The following is a 20,144-nucleotide window of genomic DNA, read 5'->3' as shown; positions in this document are numbered from 1 at the left end:
GGTATGGCTGTGCCGTCCGCAGTGAAGTCGTCCGCCCTCGTCGCCGCCGGCTCGGCCGCGCTTGCGCTCGGCTACTCCACGGTGATCGAACGCAACGCGTTCGTCGTCCGCGAAGTGACCATGCCGGTGCTCTCCCCCGGTTCCACGCCCCTGCGGGTGCTGCACCTCAGCGATATCCACATGCGCCCGACGCAGCGGCACAAGCAGGCCTGGCTGCGTGAGCTGGCCCGCTGGGAGCCCGACCTGGTGGTCAACACCGGCGATAACCTGTCCCACCCCAAGGCCGTGCCGGCGGTGGTGCAGGCGGTCGGTGACCTGTTGTCGGTGCCGGGCGTCTTCGTGTTCGGCAGCAACGACTACTTCGCCCCGAAGCTGAAGAACCCCGCCAAGTACCTGTACGACAGGGACAGCCGCATCCACGGCAAGCCCCTGCCGTGGCAGGACCTGCGGGCGGCGTTCACCGAGCGCGGCTGGCTGGACCTGACCCACACCCGCCGCGACATCGAGGTCGCTGGGCTCACGATCGCGGCCGCGGGCGTCGACGACCCTCATCTGGGTCGGGACCGCTACGAGACCATCGCGGGCCCGCCCAACCCGACGGCGAACCTCTCCCTCGGGGTCGCCCACGCGCCCTACACCCGGGTGCTGGACCGCTTCGCCGCCGACGGCTATCAGCTGATCATGGCCGGGCACACCCACGGCGGACAGCTGTGCCTGCCGTTCTACGGCGCGATCGTCACCAACTGCGACCTGGATCGCTCCCGCGCCAAGGGGGCGTCCCGCTGGGGTGCGAACAGCGCCCTGCATGTGTCGGCGGGCATCGGCACTTCGCCGTTCTCGCCGTTCCGATTCTGCTGCCGCCCGGAGGCCACCCTGCTGACACTGGTGGGCGCGCCGACCGGCGGGCACGACGAGACGCGAAGTGTGGTGCGGTCCAGCCCGACCGCCTCCGTGCGGTGAGCCCGGCCTGCTGTAGCAGCCGGCGATGACCAACGTCGCCGCTCACACCCGCCCCCGTGGCTGGGTGGACAACGCCATTCGGCTGATCGAGGCCGACAGCCGGCGCAGTGCCGATACCCACCTGCTGCGCTATCCGCTGCCGATGTCGTGGTGCGCCAGCGCGGATATCGCGCTGTACCTCAAGGACGAATCGACGCACATCACCGGCAGCCTCAAGCACCGGCTGGCGCGCTCACTGTTCCTCTACGGGTTGTGCAACGGCCGGATCGACGAACACACCACAGTCGTCGAGGCGTCGTCGGGGTCGACGGCGGTGTCGGAGGCGTATTTCGCCGCGCTGCTGGGCCTGCCGTTCGTTGCGGTGATGACGGCATCCACCAGCGCCTCGAAGGTCAAGCTGATCGAGGCGCAGGGCGGCCGGTGCCACTTCGTCGAGCAGCCCGGTGACGTCTACACCGAGGCGCAGCGGATCGCCGACGAAACAGGCGGGCATTACCTGGATCAGTTCACCAACGCCGAGCGGGCGACCGACTGGCGGGGCAACAACAACATCGCCGAGTCGATCTATCAGCAGATGAGCGCCGAACGGCATCCAACCCCCGATTGGATCGTGGTGGGCGCCGGCACGGGCGGCACCAGCGCCACCATCGGGCGCTACATCCGGTATCGGCGGCACGAGACCAAGCTGTGTGTGGTCGACCCGGAGAACTCGGCGTTCTTTCCCTCGTACGCGCAAGGCAGGCGCGACATCGTCACCGGATCGCCGTCGCGGATCGAGGGCATCGGGCGCCCGCGCGTGGAGCCGTCATTTCTGCCCGAGATCGTCGACCGGATGGTCAGCGTTCCCGATGCCGCGTCGATCGCGGCGGCTCATCACGTATCGCGGGTGCTGGGCCGGCGGGTCGGCCCGTCGACGGGGACGAACGTGTGGGGCGCCTTCGGCTTGCTGGCCGAGATGGTTGCTGCCGGGGTGGGCGGCTCGGTGATCACCCTGATCGCCGATAGCGGTGACCGCTACGCCGACACCTACTACGACGCCGACTGGCTAGCTGCTCACAACCTCGACCCGAGCGTGTACGCCGGCGCCTTGGCCGAGTTCGAACGCTCCTGCGGTTGGGTGTGGTCCGGATCGTCGACGGCGTCGTAATCGCCGGTCACGACCAGCCACAGCGCAGCCAACAGGAAAAATCCCCCGTACACAACGGCCCCCAAAGCGGTCATCATCCGCTCCACCTTTCGCTGCTCGACGTATCTGTCACGTCGTCAGTGTGCATAACGCCACCGACAACCCGGATCCATCCCGCGACACGCTGCGAACTTTGGTCTCCTCCGCCGAAAGCCGTTTGGCTTCTCACCGGGCACGTGCGATACGCTGTCGTGGCTTCACGCGGGGTGTGGCGCAGCTTGGTAGCGCGCTTCGTTCGGGACGAAGAGGTCGTGGGTTCGAATCCCGCCACCCCGACTCGTGTTTATGCAGGCGAGAGACCCTGACCGGTGGTTCTGGTCCGGGTCTTTTTCTGTCCCAGTGCCAAAGCATCTCTTAGAGAGTCGATTCGGCTAAGTCGAGGGCGCGACGGAACACTGCCAACGTTGCGCTAGTGCTCAAAGCTCGCGACGGCGACGGGGTTGGTTGCCAGTCGTGACGGTGTATCGAGGGTCATGTGACCGGGGCCGGGTGGCCAAAGACGTATCCCTGGGCGCGGTCTATTCCCATCGCGGCAAGTTTCTCTAGGATCTCCTCGGACTCAACTCCCTCGGCGATCGTGGTCAAGCCGTAGGTACGCGCGATGAAGGAAATGGTGCTCACGACACGTTCGTCGTCGCGATCCTGCAAGATATTTTTGACAAAGCTCTGATCGATTTTCAATGCGTAGAGATCGAGAAGTCGTAGGTCGGTGAGGGTGCCGTACCCGGTCCCAAAGTCATCGAGGGCCACCCGGCAACCAAGATTGCGCATGGCGAGAGAAAATGTCTTTGCGATGGCCGGAGAAGCAAGAGCCGTTGTTTCGGTGATCTCAAACATGATCTTGTCCGTGACGGTCGGGCCCGCGGCGGCGAGTGCCTGAAGAATCTCAACCATTGCCGTTGCATCCCCGATGGTGTCGCCGGTGATGTTGACGCTCACCCGTCGCCCAGTGCACGCCAAGTCGATTGCGCGCGCGACCATATATTGATCGATCACCGACATCAGCCCGTGCCGCTCGCAGTGTGGGAGAAATTTATCTGGGGACAGAATCTCCCCTGTCTGCGAGTGTCTGGCCCGAATCAGCAACTCTTCGTCGACCACTTCTCGGGTCGAGATATTCACGATCGGAAGTGAATAGACCAACACCCTGTCGCCACCAATCGCGGCCCGGACGCGTTCTTCCCACATGGCGCGTTCAGCAGCCGTCTGTTCAGCCTGTCGGCGGTGGGTGATATCGGTTCGTATCGTCACCAGCTCGGAAATGTCACCAGCCGAATCGCGCAGCGGGAACTGTTGGGTGATGACCAAGATGTTGTCTGGCCCAACATTGATCGACTCTTCCTGAAAGAAGTGCTCTCCGGCCAAGAGCCGATCGACGGCACGTCGCGTGCTTGCCAAAACATCGCGCGGCAGGATTTCATCCTTGGTTCGACCGATCACATCGGCAACCGATTTCTGCCCAAACAACCGGCAGAAAGCCGGGTTGACCAAGGTGTAGCGGAGTTGGAGATCGCATACCGAGATTGCTGAGGGCATGTTGGTGATAACCGCCTCGAACCTCATCCGGGACGCCGTGAGTTGCTGCTCGGCCGCGACTTGCTGGTCGATGATCCGCCCGGCAAATATCGTCCCATCGGTGTTGCCCTCGACGTCGATGTAGGGCTTCCCTCCTACTACGACCCAGTGATAACCGCCGTCAGCGGCCTGGATTCGGACTCGTGCCGTACCCGATCTGCCCGCAGCGACGTCCCGCAGCACGCCCGGCACCGCGTCGAGGTCGTCGGGGTGGATGCGGGAGGGGAAGTCCACGCCGATCCACCGTTCACGCGGCCATCCGAACGCCGCCTCTACCGACGGTGAGACCCACGCCACCTCGCGGCCTCGGAGATGGGCAACGATGTCGACGGCGTTATCGGCCAGAAGACGGTGCTGCGCGTCGGCGACATTGCGTTCGCTGGTCAGTGCCGCCACGATTTTGGATGCTGCATCAAGCGCCAACCGGCTATCGAGTTCTGCAGCAGCCTGCGCAGTTATATCCCGTACGATTCCGATAAACGCCTGCGCGCCACCAATTTTGATCTCGGTAACCGATAGTTGCACGGGAAAGTCCGACCCGTCCTTACGGGTCGCCGTGACCCTACGACCGATGCCGATGATGTGGGCCTCGCCCGTGCGAATGTAGTCGGCGAGGTACCCGTCGTGCCGAGAACGGTACGGCTCAGGCATGAGCATTCGAACGTTCTTACCGATCACCTCATCGGCGCAGTAACCGAAGGCCTTTTCGGCGTTGCCATCGAACGTCAGAATTACGCCCGCACCGTCGATGGTAATCGCCGACTCGCCACCATCCGATGAGCCTGCAGCGTCGATATTCATCCCCACCCCATTGCCTTCGAGCTGTGGAGCCCGATGCTCCTCCAGATACAGCGAAACAGCAATGAACTCACGTCAGTCAGCGGCGGTGCACGTTACGTCAGGCCATAGCGAAGAACTCGTGGGTTCGAATCCCGCCACCCGACTCGTGTTTCGCCATTTTACTTGGCTCCGCGCGTCACAATCCGAGTGCTTGGTAGATGCCGGCCCGCTCGCGGTAGGCGTCGGGCAGCGGCGCGAAGATCGTCCAGTCGTGGAACTGACCTTCCCGCAGCACGAACGTGAAGTCGGCACTCTCCGCGATCGCCTTGACCTGAAGGCGCAGCGCCTGTTGGGTCAGCAGGTCCCTGGAGCTCGAATACACGGTGGTCGGCGGCAGACCTGCCAGCGACCCGTAGATCGGGCTGACGATGGGATCACTCGGGTCCAGATCGCCCGCCCACGTCGACAGCTTGTTGTCGTGCGAATTGGCGGGATTTCCCAACAGCGGGTCATCCACCGGGTTCTCAAACGTGTCGCCCAGGTCGAGGGCCGGCGCTAACAGAAGCAGCCGATGAGGCTGAACGCCGCCCCGCTTGGCGATCTCCTGCAGCGCGGCCAACGCGATGGTGCCGCCGGCCGAGTCGCCGTCCACGCTGACGTTGTCCGAACCGTGCGCTGCGATTACCGAGCTGATGAAGTCGGCCATCACAGGAATATCGGTCGCCGCATTGCCAACCGGCGCAAGGGTATACAGCGGGACGACGACGGTCGCGCCGGTGTCGCGGGCCATGTCGGCGTAGGTCCACCAGTGGAAGATGCTGATCTGGCCGATGAAGGAGCCGCCGTGGATGGCCACGACGTACTGCCCGCTCGGATCGCGCGGCGTCAGCGTCCACACCGCCATGCCCTCGTATTCGGTCTTCTCCGCCTTGATCCCGGCCAGCAGGAAGGAGTCAGGCACACCGTCGGTGAAGAACGGGATTTGCGCGCTGGTGCCGCTGAGGCTGAAAGGTAGGTGGAGCGTCGTCGTCACGAAGTTGATGAGACGCAGGCCCGCCACTACCGCTCGTTGAATCATCGTCGGCGGCGGACCGCTGTACAAGCTCTCGTCGACCGGCGGCGTGGCGGCCGCGGATAGCGGCTCCGCGTTGGCGGTCGCCCTGGCTGACATCGCGCGGCTGACGGTATCGGTGGTCAATGATGTTGTGGTGGCGGGCTTTACCGTGGCCGCCGCAGACGAGGCGGTGGCCTCATCGTCGCGACGGGCAACGCCCAGCACCGAAAGTGCGACTGCGACAGCACTCGGCGCCTTCGGAACGCGATTGGCGGCAGCGGCGCTTGGCGGCTTTGAAATCGACGCCACCGCTTGACCATTGGCTGACGCGCGCGCCTTGGGTCGCGCCGCCGATGCCGATGCCGACGCCTTGGCCGACGACGATGACGCCGGGCCGGCAGACGAGGATCCGGGATCCGCCCACGCAACGCCCTGGGCGGCAAGGAGAAGACCCGCTCCCACACCAAGGGCGGCGGCAAGCCCCCCGATTCGTCCGACGAACGCTGCTGCAGCCATGGCGTGAACGTAGCACCGACGCCATGCCCATAACGGCGTTTTCTATTTTCATAGAACCCCGGCTACATTTGTCACCGATGCGACGGAAACCCGACGGAGACCAGCGGCGTCGCGACCTCTGTGATGCGGCGATCACCGTGCTGGCCGCGCAGGGCGCCAAGGGCCTGAGCCACATCAAGGTCGACCGGGCCGCAGGCGTCGCGGAAGGAACAACGTCCGCGTACTTCCGCACGCGGTCGGCGCTGCTTGTCGCGACCGCGCAACGCGCCGTCGAGCTCGACCTCGGCAGCTTTCACGTGGCACAAGACGCCGCCGCGGGCCAGGGCCAGCAGTCAATGCGGTTGGCCGACGTGGTGGCTTCTGCCGCGCAGGAGCCGTACCTCACTCGGGCCAAAGCCCGCTACGAACTCAACATGCTCGCCACGCGGGAGCCCGCGATCGCCGACGTGGTCCGGCGCTCCAACGAGGGTTTCATCGATCTGTACCGCGGCATGATGCTCGATCTGCTGCCGGCCGGCAATGAGCTGCCGCCATCCGTCGTCGACGATCTGAGTGCCATCACCCAGACGTTTATCGCCGGACTGCTAGGGCGCTACGCAATCGGCGACTTCAGCATCAGCGACCCCGATGACATCGACCGGCTCTTTCGACGAATGCTTGTGTCCCAAGACAATTCGCGGGACGCAAAATAGTTCACCCCCGAGCCAAGGAGGCCCGGGGGTGAACTAACTCCGCATCAGAACGGGGGCGGCGGCAAACCTGGCGGCGGCGGCAGCGGAGGCGGACCTGGCAGTGGCGGTGAGCCCGGCAGGAACGGAATCCACGGCGGCGGCGGCAAAGCCGGTGGCGGCGGCAGCGGGGGCGGCCCGATCGCGGGCATCGGGCCGAACGCCGGCGGCGGAGGCAGCGGGCCGAACGCCGGTGGCGGAGGCAGCGGGCCGATCGCCGGTGGCGGCGGCAACGCCGGGGCGGCCGGCGGCGGAGGCAACGCCGGGGCAGCCGGCGGCGGCAATACCGGGGCCGCCGGCGGCGGAGGCAATGCAGGGGCGGCCGGCACCGCAGCAGCCGACAACGCTGACGGAGCAGCCGCGGCGCTAAAGCCCGCGAACGGATTGTTGCCGCCCTGGAACGCGGAGAACACCAGCGCGGAGCCGACACTTCCGGCCACGGCGGTAGTGCCGCCGATCGCACCATTGGCAATCGGTACCCCGATCGCCAGCCCGACGTTTTGCGCCGCCTGGTCCTGGGCCGTCTGACGGGCCTCATCCACCGATTTGCCGATGGTGTTGTTGTAGGACGTCGTCAAGCTGTCGAGGTACGTCTGCAGATCCGACCCTTGGTCGGTCGGCTGAGGAGCAGCCGATGCTGTGCCACCCGCCGCAAACAACGCACCAAGCGACAACGACGCCGCGGCCGCTACTCGGAGCGATGTGTATCGAAGGCTCATGTCGGCCCCCTTTCCTGATGGAGCCATACTATCGGGCCGCAGCGCAGATAGACATCTCACCATATTGACGTTTACGTCAAATGAGGCCAGCAACCGCAAACCCTCAGTTCAGGTAGTCGAACGTCGACATCATCCCTGCTTCTGCGTGGTAGGTGTTGTGGCAATGCAGCGGCCAATACCCCGGATTGTCCGCCAGGATGGCGATCCGGACGGATTGGTTGGGAAGCACGATCACGGTGTCCTTGCGTGCCCCTAACTCGCCATTGGCGTTCATCACCGAGAACGTGTGCCCGTGCAGGTGCATCGGATGCCACATGGTGGTCTTGTTGGCGAACGTCATCGTGGCCTGCTGACCCTGCTTGATCGTGAACGGCTTGTTGTTCGGGTACGAACCGTTGACGCCCCAGTGGTAGGTCATCATGTCGCCGCTGAGCTCGGCCGTCAGGTCGGAGTCGGCCTTGGTGAATGCCAGCCGCGCGTCCGGGGTGGCGGTGAACATGTCGACGGTGCCGATCCGCCCGTTCAGCTCGGGTGGCTGGAATCCCGGCTCGGGCGCCGAGCCCGCGCCAGTGGTCAGCAAGGCGCGCGCCAGCGCGTTCTTTCCCTCTGCCAGCGCGACCAACGGGAACACGCCGTCGCCCGCGGTGACGATCACGTCGTAGCGCTCCGCCATCCCCAGCAGCAGCGCATCCACCTCGACGGGCACGACCGGGAATCCGTCGGTGTGGGTGACGGTCATCCGGTGCCCGGCCAAGGCGACGCGGAACGCGGTGTCCGCACCGGCGTTGATGATGCGCAGGCGGATGCGCTGCCCGGGTTTCGCGGTGAAAGTTGTTGGTGCTTCCGGGATTCTGCCGTTGACCAGGTAATAGGGATAGACGACGTCGCCTGGATCACCGCCGAGGAGCTTGCTGGTGCCCCCACCCATGTTCATCACACCCTTGCGCAGGTCGTCGTAGATCTGCTCGGGTGATTTCCCGACGCCATCGGTCCAATCGTCAAGCACCACAATCCACTCGGCGTCGTAATCAGCGCGCGCCTTCGGGTCGTCGACGATCAACGGCAGGTATAGCCCCGTGTCCGCGTTGACGCCGGTATGCGGATGCGCCCAGTAGGTGCCCGCGTTGGGAACCGAGAATTTATACGTGAAGGTGTCGCCCGGCGGGATGTTCGCGGTGGCGGGTTCGACGCCATCCATGTTGTTCCGCAGCGCGACTCCGTGCCAGTGCACCGATGTCGGGCCGTCCAGCTTGTTGGTCACGGTGGCATCGATTTCGTCGCCGACGTTCGCCCGGATCAACGGGCCCGGAATCGTGTCGGCATAGCCTCGCGTGTTGACGACGCGCCCGCCAAGGTCGACGGTGACCGGCCCCGGGTTGAGGGCGACGGTGACGGTCTTGCCGGTGTGGGGGCGCGCAGCCTCGGCGGCGTCGATCGCGGCTGTCAGCCCCGTGGGCACCACGGTGGGTTGGGTCTGCAGCGGCGCCGCCGGGGCGCTGCTATGTCCGCACGCGCCGAGTGCCGCACCGGCTCCCACCGCCGCACTTGACGCCAAGAATGCCCGACGGCTCAATTGCCAACGTCGAGAACCGGATTCGCCCATCGCCACCTCGCCATCACAATGCCCCTGCGGCTGCCCTACCCGCGGCGCGGCCCGAGAACAGGCAGCCACCGAGGAACGTTCCCTCCAACGCGTTGTAACCGTGCACGCCACCGCCACCGAAGCCGGCGACCTCGCCTGCCGCGTACAAGCCGTCGATCGGATTGCCGTCAAGACCGATCGCCCGCGACGATAGATCAGTCTGGATGCCGCCGAGGGTCTTTCGGGTCAGGATGTGCAGTTTCACTCCGATCAGCGGGCCGGCCGCCGGGTCCAGGATGCGGTGCGGTGCGGCCGTCCGGCCGATCCGGTCACCGATGTACCGCCGCGAGTTTCGGATCCCTTGTACCTGAGCATCTTTGGCGTACGGATTGGCCATCTGCAGATCCCGGGCCTCGAGCTGCTCCCGGATGCGCCCCGCGTCGAGCAGTGCTTCGTCGGTCAGCGCATTCATCTTCGCCACCAGCTCGTCGAGGCCGTCGGCGACCACGAAGTCCGCGCCATGACGCTTGAAGGCCTCCACCGGCGCAGGTGCACCCTTGCTCAACAACCGTTCCTTGAGGAACCCGGCGCGGTCCCTGTTCGTGATGTCGGGATTCTGTTCGGAGCCCGACAGGGCGAACTCCCGCTCGATGATCTTCTGGGTGAGGATGAACCAGCTGTGGTCGTAGCCGGCGATCTCCGGGGTGGTGCGCAGGTAGCGGAGAGTCCCCAGGGTGTCGTAGCCGGGCAGGTACGGCTCGGGCAGCCGCCGGCCCAACGCGTCGAACCACATCGACGACGGCCCCGGCAAGATCCGGATGGCGTGGCCCGGCCAGATCGGGTCCCAGTTCTGGACACCCTCGGTGTAGTGCCACATTCGGTCCCGATTGACCATGCGCACCCCGGAGTCGGCGGCGATGTCGAGCATCCTGCCGTCGACGTAGGCGGGTACACCGGTGATCATCGAGCGCGGCGGGGTGCCCATCCGCTTCGGCCAGTACCGTCGCACGACGTCGTGGTTCCCACCGATGCCGCCCGTCGTGAGAATGACTGTCTGAGCGGATAATTCGAACTCTCCAGCCGAATCCCGGTTGGACGGCGCGCCACGGGGGGCGTCGTCGGGCGCCAGCACGGTACCCCGTACGCCGGTGACGGCGCCGCCCTCGATCACCAGTTCGTCGACTCGGTGCCGGTGCCGGAACGTCACCAGCCCGCGGCCGGCGGCAGCCTGTGCCGACGTGACGAACGGCTCCACCACCCCGGTACCGGTGCCCCAGGCGACATGGAAACGCGGCACCGAATTGCCGTGCCCGTCGGCGCGCAGATCGCCGCGTTCGGCCCAGCCGACGGTCGGCAGAAACTTGATGCCGTGCCCGAGCAGCCATGAGCGCTTCTCCCCCGCGGCGAACTCGACGTAGGCCCGGGCCCAGCGCACCGCCCAGCTGTCCTCGTCGTCGATCCGGTCAAACTGGGCACTGCCCGACCAGTCGTTCCACGCCAGCTCGAAGCTGTCTTTGACACCCAGGCGCCGTTGTTCGGGGCTGTCGACCAGAAACAGACCGCCGAACGACCAGAACGCCTGCCCGCCGAGGTTGGCTTCGTTCTCCTGGTCGATCAGCACGACCCTTTTCCCGCGGCTGGTCAGTTCGTGGGTGGCGACGAGACCGGCCAGGCCGGCCCCGACCACGATGACATCTGCATCCATCTGATGAGCGCCCTTCGATATCGAGACATGCCAACGCTACAACTGGAGATCCGATTCGACGGCTGCGCACCCTGCTGGTCAGTGTCACCGACCCGGACGCGGTCATCGCCGCTTGCACCCGCAACTACAGTGACGCACGGGGTTTAGCTCCTCCCCGGTTCGGGAAAAAGAGAGGAGTGACGCTCGCCCCGATCTCGCTAGAGCCACGCCTTCCCGAAGCTCGAGGACCGTTGTCTCTGGCTGTCGTCGAGTCGCTGACCGAGCGTGCCCCCCGAAACTATCTGCATCGGATCGACGCGCCGGTGCGCGACTCCGACCCGTACGGCATCGACGTGCAGCTCGCGCTCTACGTCTGTTACGAGCTGCACTACAGGGGGTTCGCCGGCGTCGATCCGGGCTGGGAGTGGAACCCCGGCCTGCTGCATCTGCGCGCGCACCTCGAAGAGTCGTTCCTGACCGCCGTCCAGCGCGACGTCGGTGACATCGACCCCGAGGATTCGGCCGATGCCGAGATGGAGCGGTTGTCGACCGAACCGGCCGACGGCACCGGCCCGTCCTACCACCTGCGCAGCAGCGGGACCTGGGAGCAGATGCAGGAGTACTTCGTGCATCGCTCGCTCTATCACCTCAAGGAGGGTGACCCGCATGCATGGGCCATCCCGCGGCTGACCGGCCAGGCCAAGGCCTCGTTTGTGGCAGTCGAGTTCGACGAGTTCGGCGCCGGCAGAGCGCATGCCGTGCACCAGCAGCTGTTCGCCGACCTGATGGTCGCTGCCGGCCTGGACGCCACGTACCTGGGCTACATCGACGCCGTGCCTGCTGTATCGCTGGCGCTGGTGAACCTGATGTCGCTGTTCGGCCTGCACCGCGAGTACCGAGGCGCAGCGATCGGACACTTCGCCTCCACCGAGATCACCTCGTCACCAGGATCGCGCCGGCTGGCCGACGCCCTGGAACGCCTGGGGGCCCCGGACGCGTGCGTGCACTTCTATCGCGAACATGTCGAGGCCGACGCGGTGCACGAGCAGGTGGTTCGTACCGACGTCGTCGGGGACTTGGTGAGCCGGGAGCCCGCTTTGAACCGCGACGTCGTCTTCGGCATCCGGGCGCACGAACTGTTGGAGGATCGGCTGGCCGATCACCTCATGCGGTGCTGGACTAGCGGGCGGAGTTCGCTACGCCGGCCGCTGGACTGACGGCGCGGTGCGCTCGCGACGCCGATGGCTGGTGTCGCACAGCGGATAGGTCTTGCTGCGCTTGCACATACAGATAGCGACCATGAACCGGTCCGATTCGACGACGGTTCCATCGGGCATTTCGATACATACTGGACCCTGCACCATCATCGGGCCGCCGTCGACGATCCGCACCTGCGAGGGTCCGCCCTCGCTCATCGCTTGTCCGCGCGGATGACCACGATTTCCTCTTCCCGCCGGCCGACGGGCAGCATGCCGATGCTCTCCATCCACTTCGCCCGCGCCTTCAACACCGGGCCGAACGGAATGAGTTGACTGAGAACAACTTCGGCGCGCAATCCGCCACTGCGCAGGCGACGAAGCGACTGGTCGGTATCGGACAACTCCGATTGCACGATCAGGATCGTGCCACCTGGGGCGAGTAGCTCGGGGGCGTTGTCGCACAGCGGGTCCAACACCTCACGGCCGTCGAGGCCGGCGTTCCACGCCGTCGGAGGACCCACCTCAGCGGGAATACTCTCCAGATCGGCATCGGGACCCGTTGGTACATACGGCGGATTCGAGACCACGACGTCGTAGGGTCCGGCGACAACCGCATCGACCCACATCCCCACTCGCGCGTCGATGTGGACACCAGCTTGTGCGGCGTTGTTCGTTGCGTATTCCACAGCGTGCGGGCAGATGTCGAATGCGGTGACGTTGCGGGCGCGCAACTGCGCGGCGGCGATCGCGACGGCGCCGCTTCCTGTGCACAGGTCCAGCACCCGACTTCCCGACACCACGCCGCTGCGTGCCATCGCCTCGATCAGCAACTGTGAATCATGTTGCGGCGCATACACGCCGGGTGTGGCACTACCCGCGTCCTGGACGTCGGAATAAAGAATGGTCAACGTTGGCCTTTCGCGCAATCGCCCACGCACAGTTCGCACGGCGGCGTTGGGCACTAGATGCCCGTTTACTTCATCGTTAAAACCGCTCCGAGAGCGCTCAGTTCAGATGTCAGTCGGGGGGTTCGTGGTCAGATGTGTCGGCCACGTCAGGGGCAAACTCGCGGACGTCGTCATCGCTCGTGGGCTTGGCCCCGGGGCGGTCGATTCTGCGTTCCTCTTGGTGGTCGTCCGTGTAGTCGGCGTGGTCGTCTTCGTCAGAAGTGCGATCAGTCATGACCGGCCGGAATACCCGGTGAAGCCGGTTTCAACCCCATAGTGGGGGGTGTCACGTGGTCAATTCGCCGCGTCGCGCAGCTTCTCCAGCAGGGGTTCGGCGGCCTCCGCCAGGAAGTCGTCCTGACCCTCGTCACCGATCTGCACCAAGGCGATGTCGGTGAATCCGGCCTGCCAATAGGCGCTTACCGCATCCACGATGGCGTCGAGGTCCGGCCCGCAGGGGATGTTTTCCGCAACCGCCTCCGGGGTGACGAACTGGGTGGCGCCGGCGAACCCGGCCGGTGTGGGCAGATCGGCATTGACGTCCCAGCCGCCGCCGAACCAGCGGAACTGCTCATGAGCCCGTTTGACCGCGGCGTCCCGGTCCGGATCCCAGCAGATCGGGATCTGCCCGATCACCCTGCCGCCCGCGAGCAGGCCGGTGGCCTGCCGCGCGGAGTGCCAGCCGTCGACGAGCTTGCTGTCCGGTTCGACGGCGATCATGTGGTCGCCCATGGTGGCGAACGCATCCAACGAACGCTCGCCGGACACCGCGACACCAAGGGTGACCGGCTCGTCGGGGACATCCCAGATACGCGCGGAATCGACCTGGAAGTACTCGCCTTTGTGGTCGATGAGTTCTCCGCTGAGCAGTTGGCGGATGATCACAATCGCTTCGTTGAGCATGTCGTGGCGGCGCTGGATGGTGGGCCAGCCCTTGCCGACGACGTGCTCGTTGAGGTTCTCGCCGGCACCAAGGCCGAGAATGAATCGGCCGTCGGCCAGAATCTGCAACGTGGCGGCCTGTTGTGCGACGACGGCCGGGTGGTAGCGCATCGTCGGACAGGTCACGTAGGTGTACAGGGCGACCCGCTCGGTGGCGTGGGCCACTGCTCCAAGCACGGTCCAGGCGTTGGGCGCGTGCCCCTGGGTTGTCAGCCAGGGCGAGAAGTGATCGCTCGACACTTCGAAATCGAAGCCCGCCCGTTCAGCCGAAACGGCGTAACGCACAAGATCTTTGGGGCCGCTCTGCTCGGTCATCAGGGTGTATCCGAAGCGCGTCATGCGCGACGGGTACCCCGGCGTCACCCAGTGAAACGGAGCACGCCTACAAACGCGCCTTGACTGCCGCCGACAGCCGCGAGCCGTCGGCCTTGCCCGCGGCGATCGCGGTGGCCGCCTTCATCACCAAGCCCATGTTCTTGACCGACGGGCGCTCGCCGAGCTCCTCGGCTACCTGGGCGATCGCCGTGTCCGCCACGTCCGCCACCTCGGCCTCGGTCAGCGGGGTCGGCAGGTACTCGTCGATGATCCTGGCTTCGGCGTGCTCCTCGGCCGCCAGCTCACCGCGACCGTTCTGGGTGTAGATCTCGGCGGACTCGCTGCGCTTCTTGGCCTCCCTGGCGAGAACCTTGAGCACCTCGTCGTCGGAGAGATCACGTGCTTGCTTGCCCGAGATCTCCTCGGTTTGGACCGCCGCGAGCAGCAGTCGCAGCGTCGCGGTGCGCAACTTGTCCTGGGCCTTCATCGCGTCGGTGAGGTCTGATCTCAACCGGGCCTTGAGCTCTGCCATGGGGCAAACGCTACGCGACCGAGATGGGCGGGACGTTGAGAAATACCCCGCCTGTCGACAGGATGGGCTCATGAGCAACGACGTCGCGGGCGTTGACCGGTGACGGCACCACCTGCCGGACCGCCTGGACCGCCACCCGGATGGCCTGGTCAACCACAGTTCCCCCCGCCGGGTTATCCCCCGCCCGGATATCCGCCACCGGGGTATCCGCCGCCGGGCTACGGCCCGCCCGGATATCCACCTCCGGCATATGGCCCGCCGGGCTATCCCCCGCCCGGATACGGACCGCCTGGTTATCCGCCACCGGGCTACGGCCCGCCCGGATACCCGCCGCCCGGATACGGCGCGCCGATGCCCGTGGCAGCCAAACCGGGTGTCATCCCCCTGCGGCCGCTATCGCTCAGCGACCTCTTCAACGGCGCTGTCGGCTACATCCGGGCCAACCCCAAGGCCACACTGGGCCTGACCACCGTCGTCGTGGTCGTCACCCAGATCCTGGCGCTGATCCTGCAGCTGGGCCCCATCATCTCGATGGGCGGCAAGGTGGGCGGCGCATCTGGCGAAGAAATGTCCACACCCGTGCTGGTGGGGTCCGTGCTGTCCAGCCTCACCGGTGCGGTGGCCACCTTCCTCGGCGGAATCCTGCTGTCCGGCATGCTCACCGTCGTGGTCGGGCGGGCGGTGTTCGGCGCCAAAATCACCGTCGGCGAAGCCTGGCAGCGGGTGCGCGGTCGGCTGCTCGCCCTGCTCGGTTTCAGCGCGCTGGAAATCCTGGCCGCGCTACTGATGGCCGGGGTGGTCGGAGCGGTTATCGCCGGAATTGCCGTGGCCGGCAACGGCACCGCAGCGGCGATCGTCGGCATCCCACTTGTGCTCGGGTTGATCGTCGCATTGGCCTACCTGTACACCGCCCTGTCCTTCGCGCCGGTGGCCGTCGTGTTGGAGCGGAAGCCCATCATCGCCTCGATCCGCCGCTCGTTTGGCTTGGTGCGCAACCACTTCTGGCGTGTCCTCGGGATACGGCTGCTCGCCTCGTTGGTGGCAGGTGTGATCGCCGGAGCGGTCTCGGTTCCGTTCAGCATCGCCGGACAAGTGATGTTGATGGGGGAGACCTCCGCGGGACCCATCGTCCTGGCGACCACACTGATCGCCGTCGGCGCCGCGATCGGCCAGATCGTCACCGCGCCGTTCACCGCCGGTGTGGTGGTGTTGCTGTATACCGATATTCGCATCCGTGCCGAGGCGTTCGATCTGGTGCTGCAGACCGGCGCCAACGCCGGGCCCGCCGACACCGTGACCGCCGACAACCTCTGGCTCACCCCTCTCGCGGTGACGCCCGAATACCATGCCCATCATCGATATTGACCGTGAAGCCGCCCACGAGGCGGCCCAGCGTGAGCTCGCCAAGCCGATCTATCCCAAGGCCTCGTTGATGGACCGGCTCGGCGACTGGATCCAGGAGCTGCTGTACCGGCTGCTCCTCGAGGCGTCCTCGATTCCGGGTGGCTGGTTGACGATCTCGGTGCTGGCGATCGTGGTGCTGGCCGCGTTCATCGTCGCGGTGCGGATCGCCAGGCGCACGATGCGGACCAAGCGGGGTGGCGACGCCGGATTGTTCGGCACCCACGACCTTAGCGCCGCCGAACACCGAGCGACCGCGGAAGCCTATGCGAACCAGGGCAACTGGGCCGCAGCCATCCGCCACCGGCTTCGGGCGATCGGCCGCCAGCTCGAGGAAACCGGGATGCTCAACCCGGTTCCTGGCCGCACCGCCAACGAGCTCGCCCGCGACGCAGGTGAGCTGTTGGGAGAATTCGACGCCGAGTTGCGGCGCGCGGCAACGGCGTTCAACGACGTCACCTACGGCGAGCAGCCCGGCACCGAACACAACTACCGCATGGTCGCCGATCTCGACGAGGCACTGCGCCAGCACGCCGGCCCGAGCGGCGTCGGTGCGACCGCGCATGCTGTCCCCGATAACTGGGCGCCACTGCGGTGAGCGCCACCATCGGCCAGCGTTGGCGCACCGGGCGCTGGATTGCCTTGGCGCTGATCGCGATAACGACCATCGCCGCCATCGGCGCCTTTCTCACCGCCCCACGCCCGGGTGGCCGGATGGATCCGGAATCGACGAGCTCTGACGGCGCACATGCACTGGTCACCCTGCTTCGAGACCGCGGTGTCGACGTCGTCGTGGCCGCCAGTGTGGCCGACGTGGAGCGGGCTGCCCGGCCGGACACACTGCTGCTGGCGGCCGAGACCTACTACACCCGGGGTGGCGATCTGCTGAGCCGGCTGGCCGATGTTCCCGGCGACCGGCTGCTGCTGGAACCAACCTCACGCGCGCGGCAGGCGCTGGCTCCCGACGTCCGGCTCGGTGGCGCGAGCGTGCTCTCCATGGAACCCGATTGCGATCTGCCGGAAGCCAATCGGGCCGGAACGGTGGACCTGGGCTCAACCGACACCTACGAGAAAGCCGGTGATACCGAGCTGACCCGGTGCTACGGCGGGGCGCTGGTGCGCTATCACGCCGACGGCCGCACGGTCACCGTCGTCGGCAGCGCGGACTTCATGACCAATGGTGGCTTACTGCAGGAGGGCAATGCCGCGCTGGCGATGAACCTTGCCGGCAGCCGGCCGCGACTGATCTGGTACGCACCGCAGCATGCCGAGGGTGAAAGCGGTGCGGAGGGAACGTCACTCACCGACCTCATGCCCGACGCGGTGACCTGGATCGTTTGGCAGCTGTGCCTGGTCGTCCTGCTCCTGGCCGTGTGGCAGGGCCGCCGACTGGGTCCGTTGGTCGCCGAAAAGCTGCCTGTGGTGGTGCGTGCCTCGGAGACCGTCGAGGGACGCGCGCGGCTCTACCGGTCCCGCCGGGCGCGCGATCGAGCGGCCGAAGCGCTGCGCACCGCGACATTACAGCGACTCGCGCCACGACTGGGATTGGGCCCCAACGCTTCTCCCGCTGCGGTGCTCGACGCGGTCGCTGCGCGCTGCGCCGGAGATGCCAACACCGTGCACCACTTACTGTTCGGCCCACCACCGTCCACCGATGCTGACCTGCTCCACCTGGCCCAGGCACTAGACGATATCGAAAGGCAGGTCACGAAGTCGTGACGCACGTTGCCCCACCTCCCCCCTCCACCGCCGAGAGCGATGCGGCCCGCGCAGCGCTCCTGGCCCTGCGCAGTGAAATCGGCAAAGCCGTCGTCGGTCAGGACGCCGTGGTCAGCGGGCTGGTGATCGCCCTGCTGTGCCGCGGTCACGTTCTGCTGGAAGGTGTTCCTGGCGTGGCCAAGACGCTGCTTGTGCGGGCGATGTCCGCCGCACTGCAGCTGGAGTTCAAGCGGGTGCAGTTCACGCCCGACCTGATGCCCGGCGATATCACCGGGTCTCTCGTCTACGACGCCAAGACCGCGGAGTTCGCCTTCCGTGCCGGGCCGGTGTTCACCAACCTCATGCTGGCCGACGAGATCAACCGAACGCCACCGAAAACCCAAGCGGCCCTGCTCGAGGCGATGGAGGAACGACAGGTCAGTGTGGACGGTGAGCCCATGCTGCTGCCTGATCCGTTCATCGTGGCGGCCACCCAGAACCCGATCGAATACGAGGGCACCTATCAACTGCCCGAGGCGCAACTGGACCGGTTCCTGCTGAAGCTGAACGTACCTCTGCCGCCGCGTGACCAGGAGATCGCGATCCTGTCCCGGCATGCCGGCGGCTTTGATCCGCGCGACCTGAGTGCCATCCGCCCGGTGGCCGGCCCTGCCGAACTGGCCGCCGGTCGCGCTGCCGTGAAGCAGGTGCTGGTCGCTGAGGAGGTTCTCGGCTACATCGTCGACATCGCTGGCGCGACAAGGAATTCGCCGTCCTTGCAACTCGGAGTGTCACCGCGTGGGGCGACCGCGCTGCTGGCCACGGCACGGTCGTGGGCGTGGCTGTCGGGCCGCGGCTACGTCACGCCGGACGACGTCAAGGCCATGGCCCGGCCGACACTGCGCCACCGGATCGGGCTGCGACCGGAAGCCGAACTCGAAGGAGCCACCCCTGACGGTGTGCTCGACGGCATCCTGGCCGCGGTGCCGGTGCCACGCTAATGGTGCTCACCGGGCGCACCGGGCTCATCGCCTTGTTGGGTGTGCTCCCGATTGCGCTATCACCCTGGCCCGCGACGACTTTCGGCGTGGTGCTGCTGGTGTTACTCACGGTGGTGACCATCGACGTGGCGTTGGCGGGTAGCCCGCGTGCGCTGCGGTTGAGCCGGGCCGGTGACTCGTCGGCGCGGCTGGGTCAACCCGTTGACGCCGTCCTGCATGTGCACAACGCCGGATCGCGCCGGTTCCGTGGTGCCCTTCGCGATGCGTGGCCGCCGAGCGCCTGCGCCGAACCCCGCGCACATCAGCTCACCGTTCGGGCCGCTGAAACCGTCACCATCGCAACACAGTTGCGACCGGTGCGCCGCGGCGACCTGCGTTCCGACGGCGTGACCGTCCGCTCGATCGGCCCACTCGGCCTGGCAGGCCGGCAGCGGTCACATCCGGTCGCCGGGCAGGTGCGCATCCTTCCGCCGTTCCTGTCGCGTAAGCATCTGCCGTCCCGGCTGGCCCGGTTGCGTGAGATCGACGGGTTACTGCCGGTGCTGATCCGCGGCCAGGGCACCGAATTCGATTCGCTGCGTGAATACGTCGTGGGCGATGACGTCCGCTCGATCGACTGGCGAGCCACCGCGCGTCGCGCCGACGTGGTGGTCCGTACCTGGCGACCCGAACGTGACCGGCGGGTGGTGATCGTGCTCGACACCGGCCGCACCTCGGCGGGCCGGGTCGGCGTGGATCCCACCTCACTGGACCCCAGTGGTTGGCCGCGGCTGGATTGGTCGATGGACGCCGCGCTGCTGCTGGCCGCGCTGGCCGCGCGGGCCGGCGACCACGTCGACTTCCTCGCCCACGACCGGCTCACCCGCGCAGCGGTGTTCGGCGCCTCACGGACCGAGCTGCTCGCCCAGCTGGTCGAGGCGATGGCGCCGCTGGAGCCGGCGCTGATCGAATCGGATGCGACCGCGATGGTGGCCGCCGTGCAGCGCCGGGTGCGCCGCACGGCGCTGGTGGTGTTGCTGACCGACCTCAACTCCTCGGCTCTCGACGAAGGTCTACTGCCGGTGCTGCCGCAGCTGTCGGCCAAACACAAGGTGATCGTGGCGGCAGTGTCCGATCCGCGCGTCGATGAACTCGCGGCCGGCCGTGCCGACGCTGCCCAGGTCTACGACGCGGCGGCCGCCGAGCGGGCACGCAATGATCGCCGGACCATCGCCAGCAGGCTGCGGCACAAGGGCGTCGAGGTGGTCGACGCGCCGCCGGAGGACCTGGCGCCGGCCTTGGCCGACCGCTACCTGGCGATGAAGGCCACCGGCCGGCTGTAGCGC

19 protein-coding genes and 1 tRNA gene are annotated in these 20,144 nt (G+C 66.6%); 10 read left to right on the top strand and 10 right to left on the bottom strand.

Translation table 11 applies throughout. The features are described 5' to 3' along the window. Positions 1 to 3: 3 nt before the first annotated feature. From SLQ31_RS03050 to SLQ31_RS03040, 3 genes are all read left to right on the top strand, one after another. Positions 4 to 960 carry a metallophosphoesterase gene (locus tag SLQ31_RS03050; RefSeq protein WP_319429547.1) on the top strand — a complete coding sequence of 319 codons (957 nt, stop codon included), beginning with the start codon at positions 4 to 6 and terminating at the stop codon, positions 958 to 960. 25 nt (positions 961 to 985) lie between these two features. Beyond that, complete coding sequence (locus SLQ31_RS03045; protein ID WP_319429545.1) at positions 986 to 2,107, top strand: PLP-dependent cysteine synthase family protein; 1,122 nt, start codon at positions 986 to 988, stop codon at positions 2,105 to 2,107. A gap of 241 nt (positions 2,108 to 2,348) precedes the next feature. Then, a tRNA-Pro gene (locus SLQ31_RS03040) sits at positions 2,349 to 2,422 on the top strand. Positions 2,423 to 2,617: 195 nt separating this feature from the next. Here SLQ31_RS03040 and SLQ31_RS03035 read toward each other — a convergent pair. Further along, on the bottom strand, positions 2,618 to 4,522 hold the full coding sequence (locus tag SLQ31_RS03035; protein WP_319429544.1) for an EAL domain-containing protein: 1,905 nt from the start codon (positions 4,520 to 4,522) through the stop codon (positions 2,618 to 2,620). Positions 4,523 to 4,697: 175 nt separating this feature from the next. Then, positions 4,698 to 6,071 (bottom strand): alpha/beta hydrolase, encoded by a 1,374-nt coding sequence (locus SLQ31_RS03030; protein WP_319429542.1) that lies wholly within the window; start codon positions 6,069 to 6,071, stop codon positions 4,698 to 4,700. 77 nt (positions 6,072 to 6,148) lie between these two features. Between SLQ31_RS03030 and SLQ31_RS03025 the strand changes: the two genes are divergently transcribed. Beyond that, entirely contained in the window at positions 6,149 to 6,763 is a 615-nt protein-coding gene (locus SLQ31_RS03025) for a TetR/AcrR family transcriptional regulator (RefSeq protein ID WP_319429540.1), read from the top strand. Positions 6,764 to 6,807: 44 nt separating this feature from the next. On the opposite strand, the gene SLQ31_RS03020 is transcribed toward SLQ31_RS03025, so the two are convergent. From SLQ31_RS03020 to SLQ31_RS03010, 3 genes are all read right to left on the bottom strand, one after another. Beyond that, positions 6,808 to 7,518 carry a hypothetical protein gene (locus SLQ31_RS03020; RefSeq protein WP_319429539.1) on the bottom strand — a complete coding sequence of 237 codons (711 nt, stop codon included), beginning with the start codon at positions 7,516 to 7,518 and terminating at the stop codon, positions 6,808 to 6,810. A gap of 103 nt (positions 7,519 to 7,621) precedes the next feature. Further along, positions 7,622 to 9,121 (bottom strand): multicopper oxidase family protein, encoded by a 1,500-nt coding sequence (locus SLQ31_RS03015; RefSeq protein WP_319429538.1) that lies wholly within the window; start codon positions 9,119 to 9,121, stop codon positions 7,622 to 7,624. 13 nt (positions 9,122 to 9,134) lie between these two features. After that, positions 9,135 to 10,805 (bottom strand): FAD-binding dehydrogenase, encoded by a 1,671-nt coding sequence (locus tag SLQ31_RS03010; protein WP_319429537.1) that lies wholly within the window; start codon positions 10,803 to 10,805, stop codon positions 9,135 to 9,137. Positions 10,806 to 10,981: 176 nt separating this feature from the next. On the opposite strand from SLQ31_RS03010, the gene SLQ31_RS03005 reads away from it, so the two are divergent. After that, entirely contained in the window at positions 10,982 to 12,001 is a 1,020-nt protein-coding gene (locus SLQ31_RS03005) for an iron-containing redox enzyme family protein (protein WP_319429535.1), read from the top strand. On the opposite strand, the gene SLQ31_RS03000 is transcribed toward SLQ31_RS03005, so the two are convergent. From SLQ31_RS03000 to SLQ31_RS02980, 5 genes are all read right to left on the bottom strand, one after another. Continuing rightward, positions 11,981 to 12,199, bottom strand: coding sequence for a CDGSH iron-sulfur domain-containing protein (locus SLQ31_RS03000; protein WP_319429533.1), 219 nt, complete (start codon positions 12,197 to 12,199; stop codon positions 11,981 to 11,983). The two genes, SLQ31_RS03005 and SLQ31_RS03000, sit on opposite strands and share 21 nt — an antisense overlap. Then, positions 12,196 to 12,891, bottom strand: a complete 696-nt coding sequence (locus tag SLQ31_RS02995; protein ID WP_319429531.1) for a HemK2/MTQ2 family protein methyltransferase — start codon at positions 12,889 to 12,891, stop codon at positions 12,196 to 12,198. The genes SLQ31_RS03000 and SLQ31_RS02995 overlap by 4 nt, the downstream gene beginning before the upstream one ends. A gap of 109 nt (positions 12,892 to 13,000) precedes the next feature. Beyond that, positions 13,001 to 13,165, bottom strand: a complete 165-nt coding sequence (locus SLQ31_RS02990; protein WP_319429529.1) for a hypothetical protein — start codon at positions 13,163 to 13,165, stop codon at positions 13,001 to 13,003. Positions 13,166 to 13,224: 59 nt separating this feature from the next. Then, positions 13,225 to 14,211 (bottom strand): LLM class F420-dependent oxidoreductase, encoded by a 987-nt coding sequence (locus SLQ31_RS02985; protein ID WP_319429527.1) that lies wholly within the window; start codon positions 14,209 to 14,211, stop codon positions 13,225 to 13,227. 43 nt (positions 14,212 to 14,254) lie between these two features. Then, positions 14,255 to 14,719 carry a GatB/YqeY domain-containing protein gene (locus tag SLQ31_RS02980; protein WP_319429525.1) on the bottom strand — a complete coding sequence of 155 codons (465 nt, stop codon included), beginning with the start codon at positions 14,717 to 14,719 and terminating at the stop codon, positions 14,255 to 14,257. Between the two features lie 99 nt (positions 14,720 to 14,818). Here SLQ31_RS02980 and SLQ31_RS02970 point away from each other — a divergent pair, with 99 nt between their 5' ends. The 5 genes from SLQ31_RS02970 to SLQ31_RS02950 are packed head-to-tail and all read left to right on the top strand — an operon-like array spanning position 14,819 to position 20,141. Then, positions 14,819 to 16,084 (top strand): hypothetical protein, encoded by a 1,266-nt coding sequence (locus tag SLQ31_RS02970; RefSeq protein WP_413641500.1) that lies wholly within the window; start codon positions 14,819 to 14,821, stop codon positions 16,082 to 16,084. Beyond that, positions 16,065 to 16,718 (top strand): DUF4129 domain-containing protein, encoded by a 654-nt coding sequence (locus SLQ31_RS02965; protein WP_319429522.1) that lies wholly within the window; start codon positions 16,065 to 16,067, stop codon positions 16,716 to 16,718. Before SLQ31_RS02970 ends, SLQ31_RS02965 begins: the two co-directional genes overlap by 20 nt. After that, positions 16,700 to 17,839: a DUF4350 domain-containing protein gene (locus tag SLQ31_RS02960; RefSeq protein ID WP_413641866.1), complete on the top strand. Its 1,140-nt coding sequence runs from the start codon at positions 16,700 to 16,702 to the stop codon at positions 17,837 to 17,839. The genes SLQ31_RS02965 and SLQ31_RS02960 overlap by 19 nt, the downstream gene beginning before the upstream one ends. Continuing rightward, positions 17,836 to 18,819 (top strand): MoxR family ATPase, encoded by a 984-nt coding sequence (locus SLQ31_RS02955; protein ID WP_319429520.1) that lies wholly within the window; start codon positions 17,836 to 17,838, stop codon positions 18,817 to 18,819. The genes SLQ31_RS02960 and SLQ31_RS02955 overlap by 4 nt, the downstream gene beginning before the upstream one ends. After that, positions 18,819 to 20,141: a DUF58 domain-containing protein gene (locus SLQ31_RS02950; protein WP_319429518.1), complete on the top strand. Its 1,323-nt coding sequence runs from the start codon at positions 18,819 to 18,821 to the stop codon at positions 20,139 to 20,141. Before SLQ31_RS02955 ends, SLQ31_RS02950 begins: the two co-directional genes overlap by 1 nt. The last annotated feature ends 3 nt before the right edge of the window (positions 20,142 to 20,144 follow it).

The organism is Mycobacterium sp. RTGN5 (assembly GCF_033804465.1).
In the GTDB taxonomy this organism is placed as follows: domain Bacteria; phylum Actinomycetota; class Actinomycetes; order Mycobacteriales; family Mycobacteriaceae; genus Mycobacterium.
This window is presented reverse-complemented; position numbering and strand designations above follow the sequence as displayed.

Bases quoted from the DNA above. Each gene is read 5' to 3' on its own strand.
- SLQ31_RS03050 (WP_319429547.1), top strand. From the start codon at position 4: ATGGCTGTGCCGTCCGCAGTGAAGTCGTCCGCCCTCGTCGCCGCCGGC.
- SLQ31_RS03045 (WP_319429545.1), top strand. From the start codon at position 986: ATGACCAACGTCGCCGCTCACACCCGCCCCCGTGGCTGGGTGGACAAC.
- SLQ31_RS03035 (WP_319429544.1), bottom strand. From the start codon at position 4,522: ATGAATATCGACGCTGCAGGCTCATCGGATGGTGGCGAGTCGGCGATT.
- SLQ31_RS03030 (WP_319429542.1), bottom strand. From the start codon at position 6,071: ATGGCTGCAGCAGCGTTCGTCGGACGAATCGGGGGGCTTGCCGCCGCC.
- SLQ31_RS03025 (WP_319429540.1), top strand. From the start codon at position 6,149: ATGCGACGGAAACCCGACGGAGACCAGCGGCGTCGCGACCTCTGTGAT.
- SLQ31_RS03020 (WP_319429539.1), bottom strand. From the start codon at position 7,518: ATGAGCCTTCGATACACATCGCTCCGAGTAGCGGCCGCGGCGTCGTTG.
- SLQ31_RS03015 (WP_319429538.1), bottom strand. From the start codon at position 9,121: ATGGGCGAATCCGGTTCTCGACGTTGGCAATTGAGCCGTCGGGCATTC.
- SLQ31_RS03010 (WP_319429537.1), bottom strand. From the start codon at position 10,805: ATGGATGCAGATGTCATCGTGGTCGGGGCCGGCCTGGCCGGTCTCGTC.
- SLQ31_RS03000 (WP_319429533.1), bottom strand. From the start codon at position 12,199: ATGAGCGAGGGCGGACCCTCGCAGGTGCGGATCGTCGACGGCGGCCCG.
- SLQ31_RS02990 (WP_319429529.1), bottom strand. From the start codon at position 13,165: ATGACTGATCGCACTTCTGACGAAGACGACCACGCCGACTACACGGAC.
- SLQ31_RS02985 (WP_319429527.1), bottom strand. From the start codon at position 14,211: ATGACGCGCTTCGGATACACCCTGATGACCGAGCAGAGCGGCCCCAAA.
- SLQ31_RS02980 (WP_319429525.1), bottom strand. From the start codon at position 14,719: ATGGCAGAGCTCAAGGCCCGGTTGAGATCAGACCTCACCGACGCGATG.
- SLQ31_RS02965 (WP_319429522.1), top strand. From the start codon at position 16,065: ATGCCCATCATCGATATTGACCGTGAAGCCGCCCACGAGGCGGCCCAG.
- SLQ31_RS02950 (WP_319429518.1), top strand. From the start codon at position 18,819: ATGGTGCTCACCGGGCGCACCGGGCTCATCGCCTTGTTGGGTGTGCTC.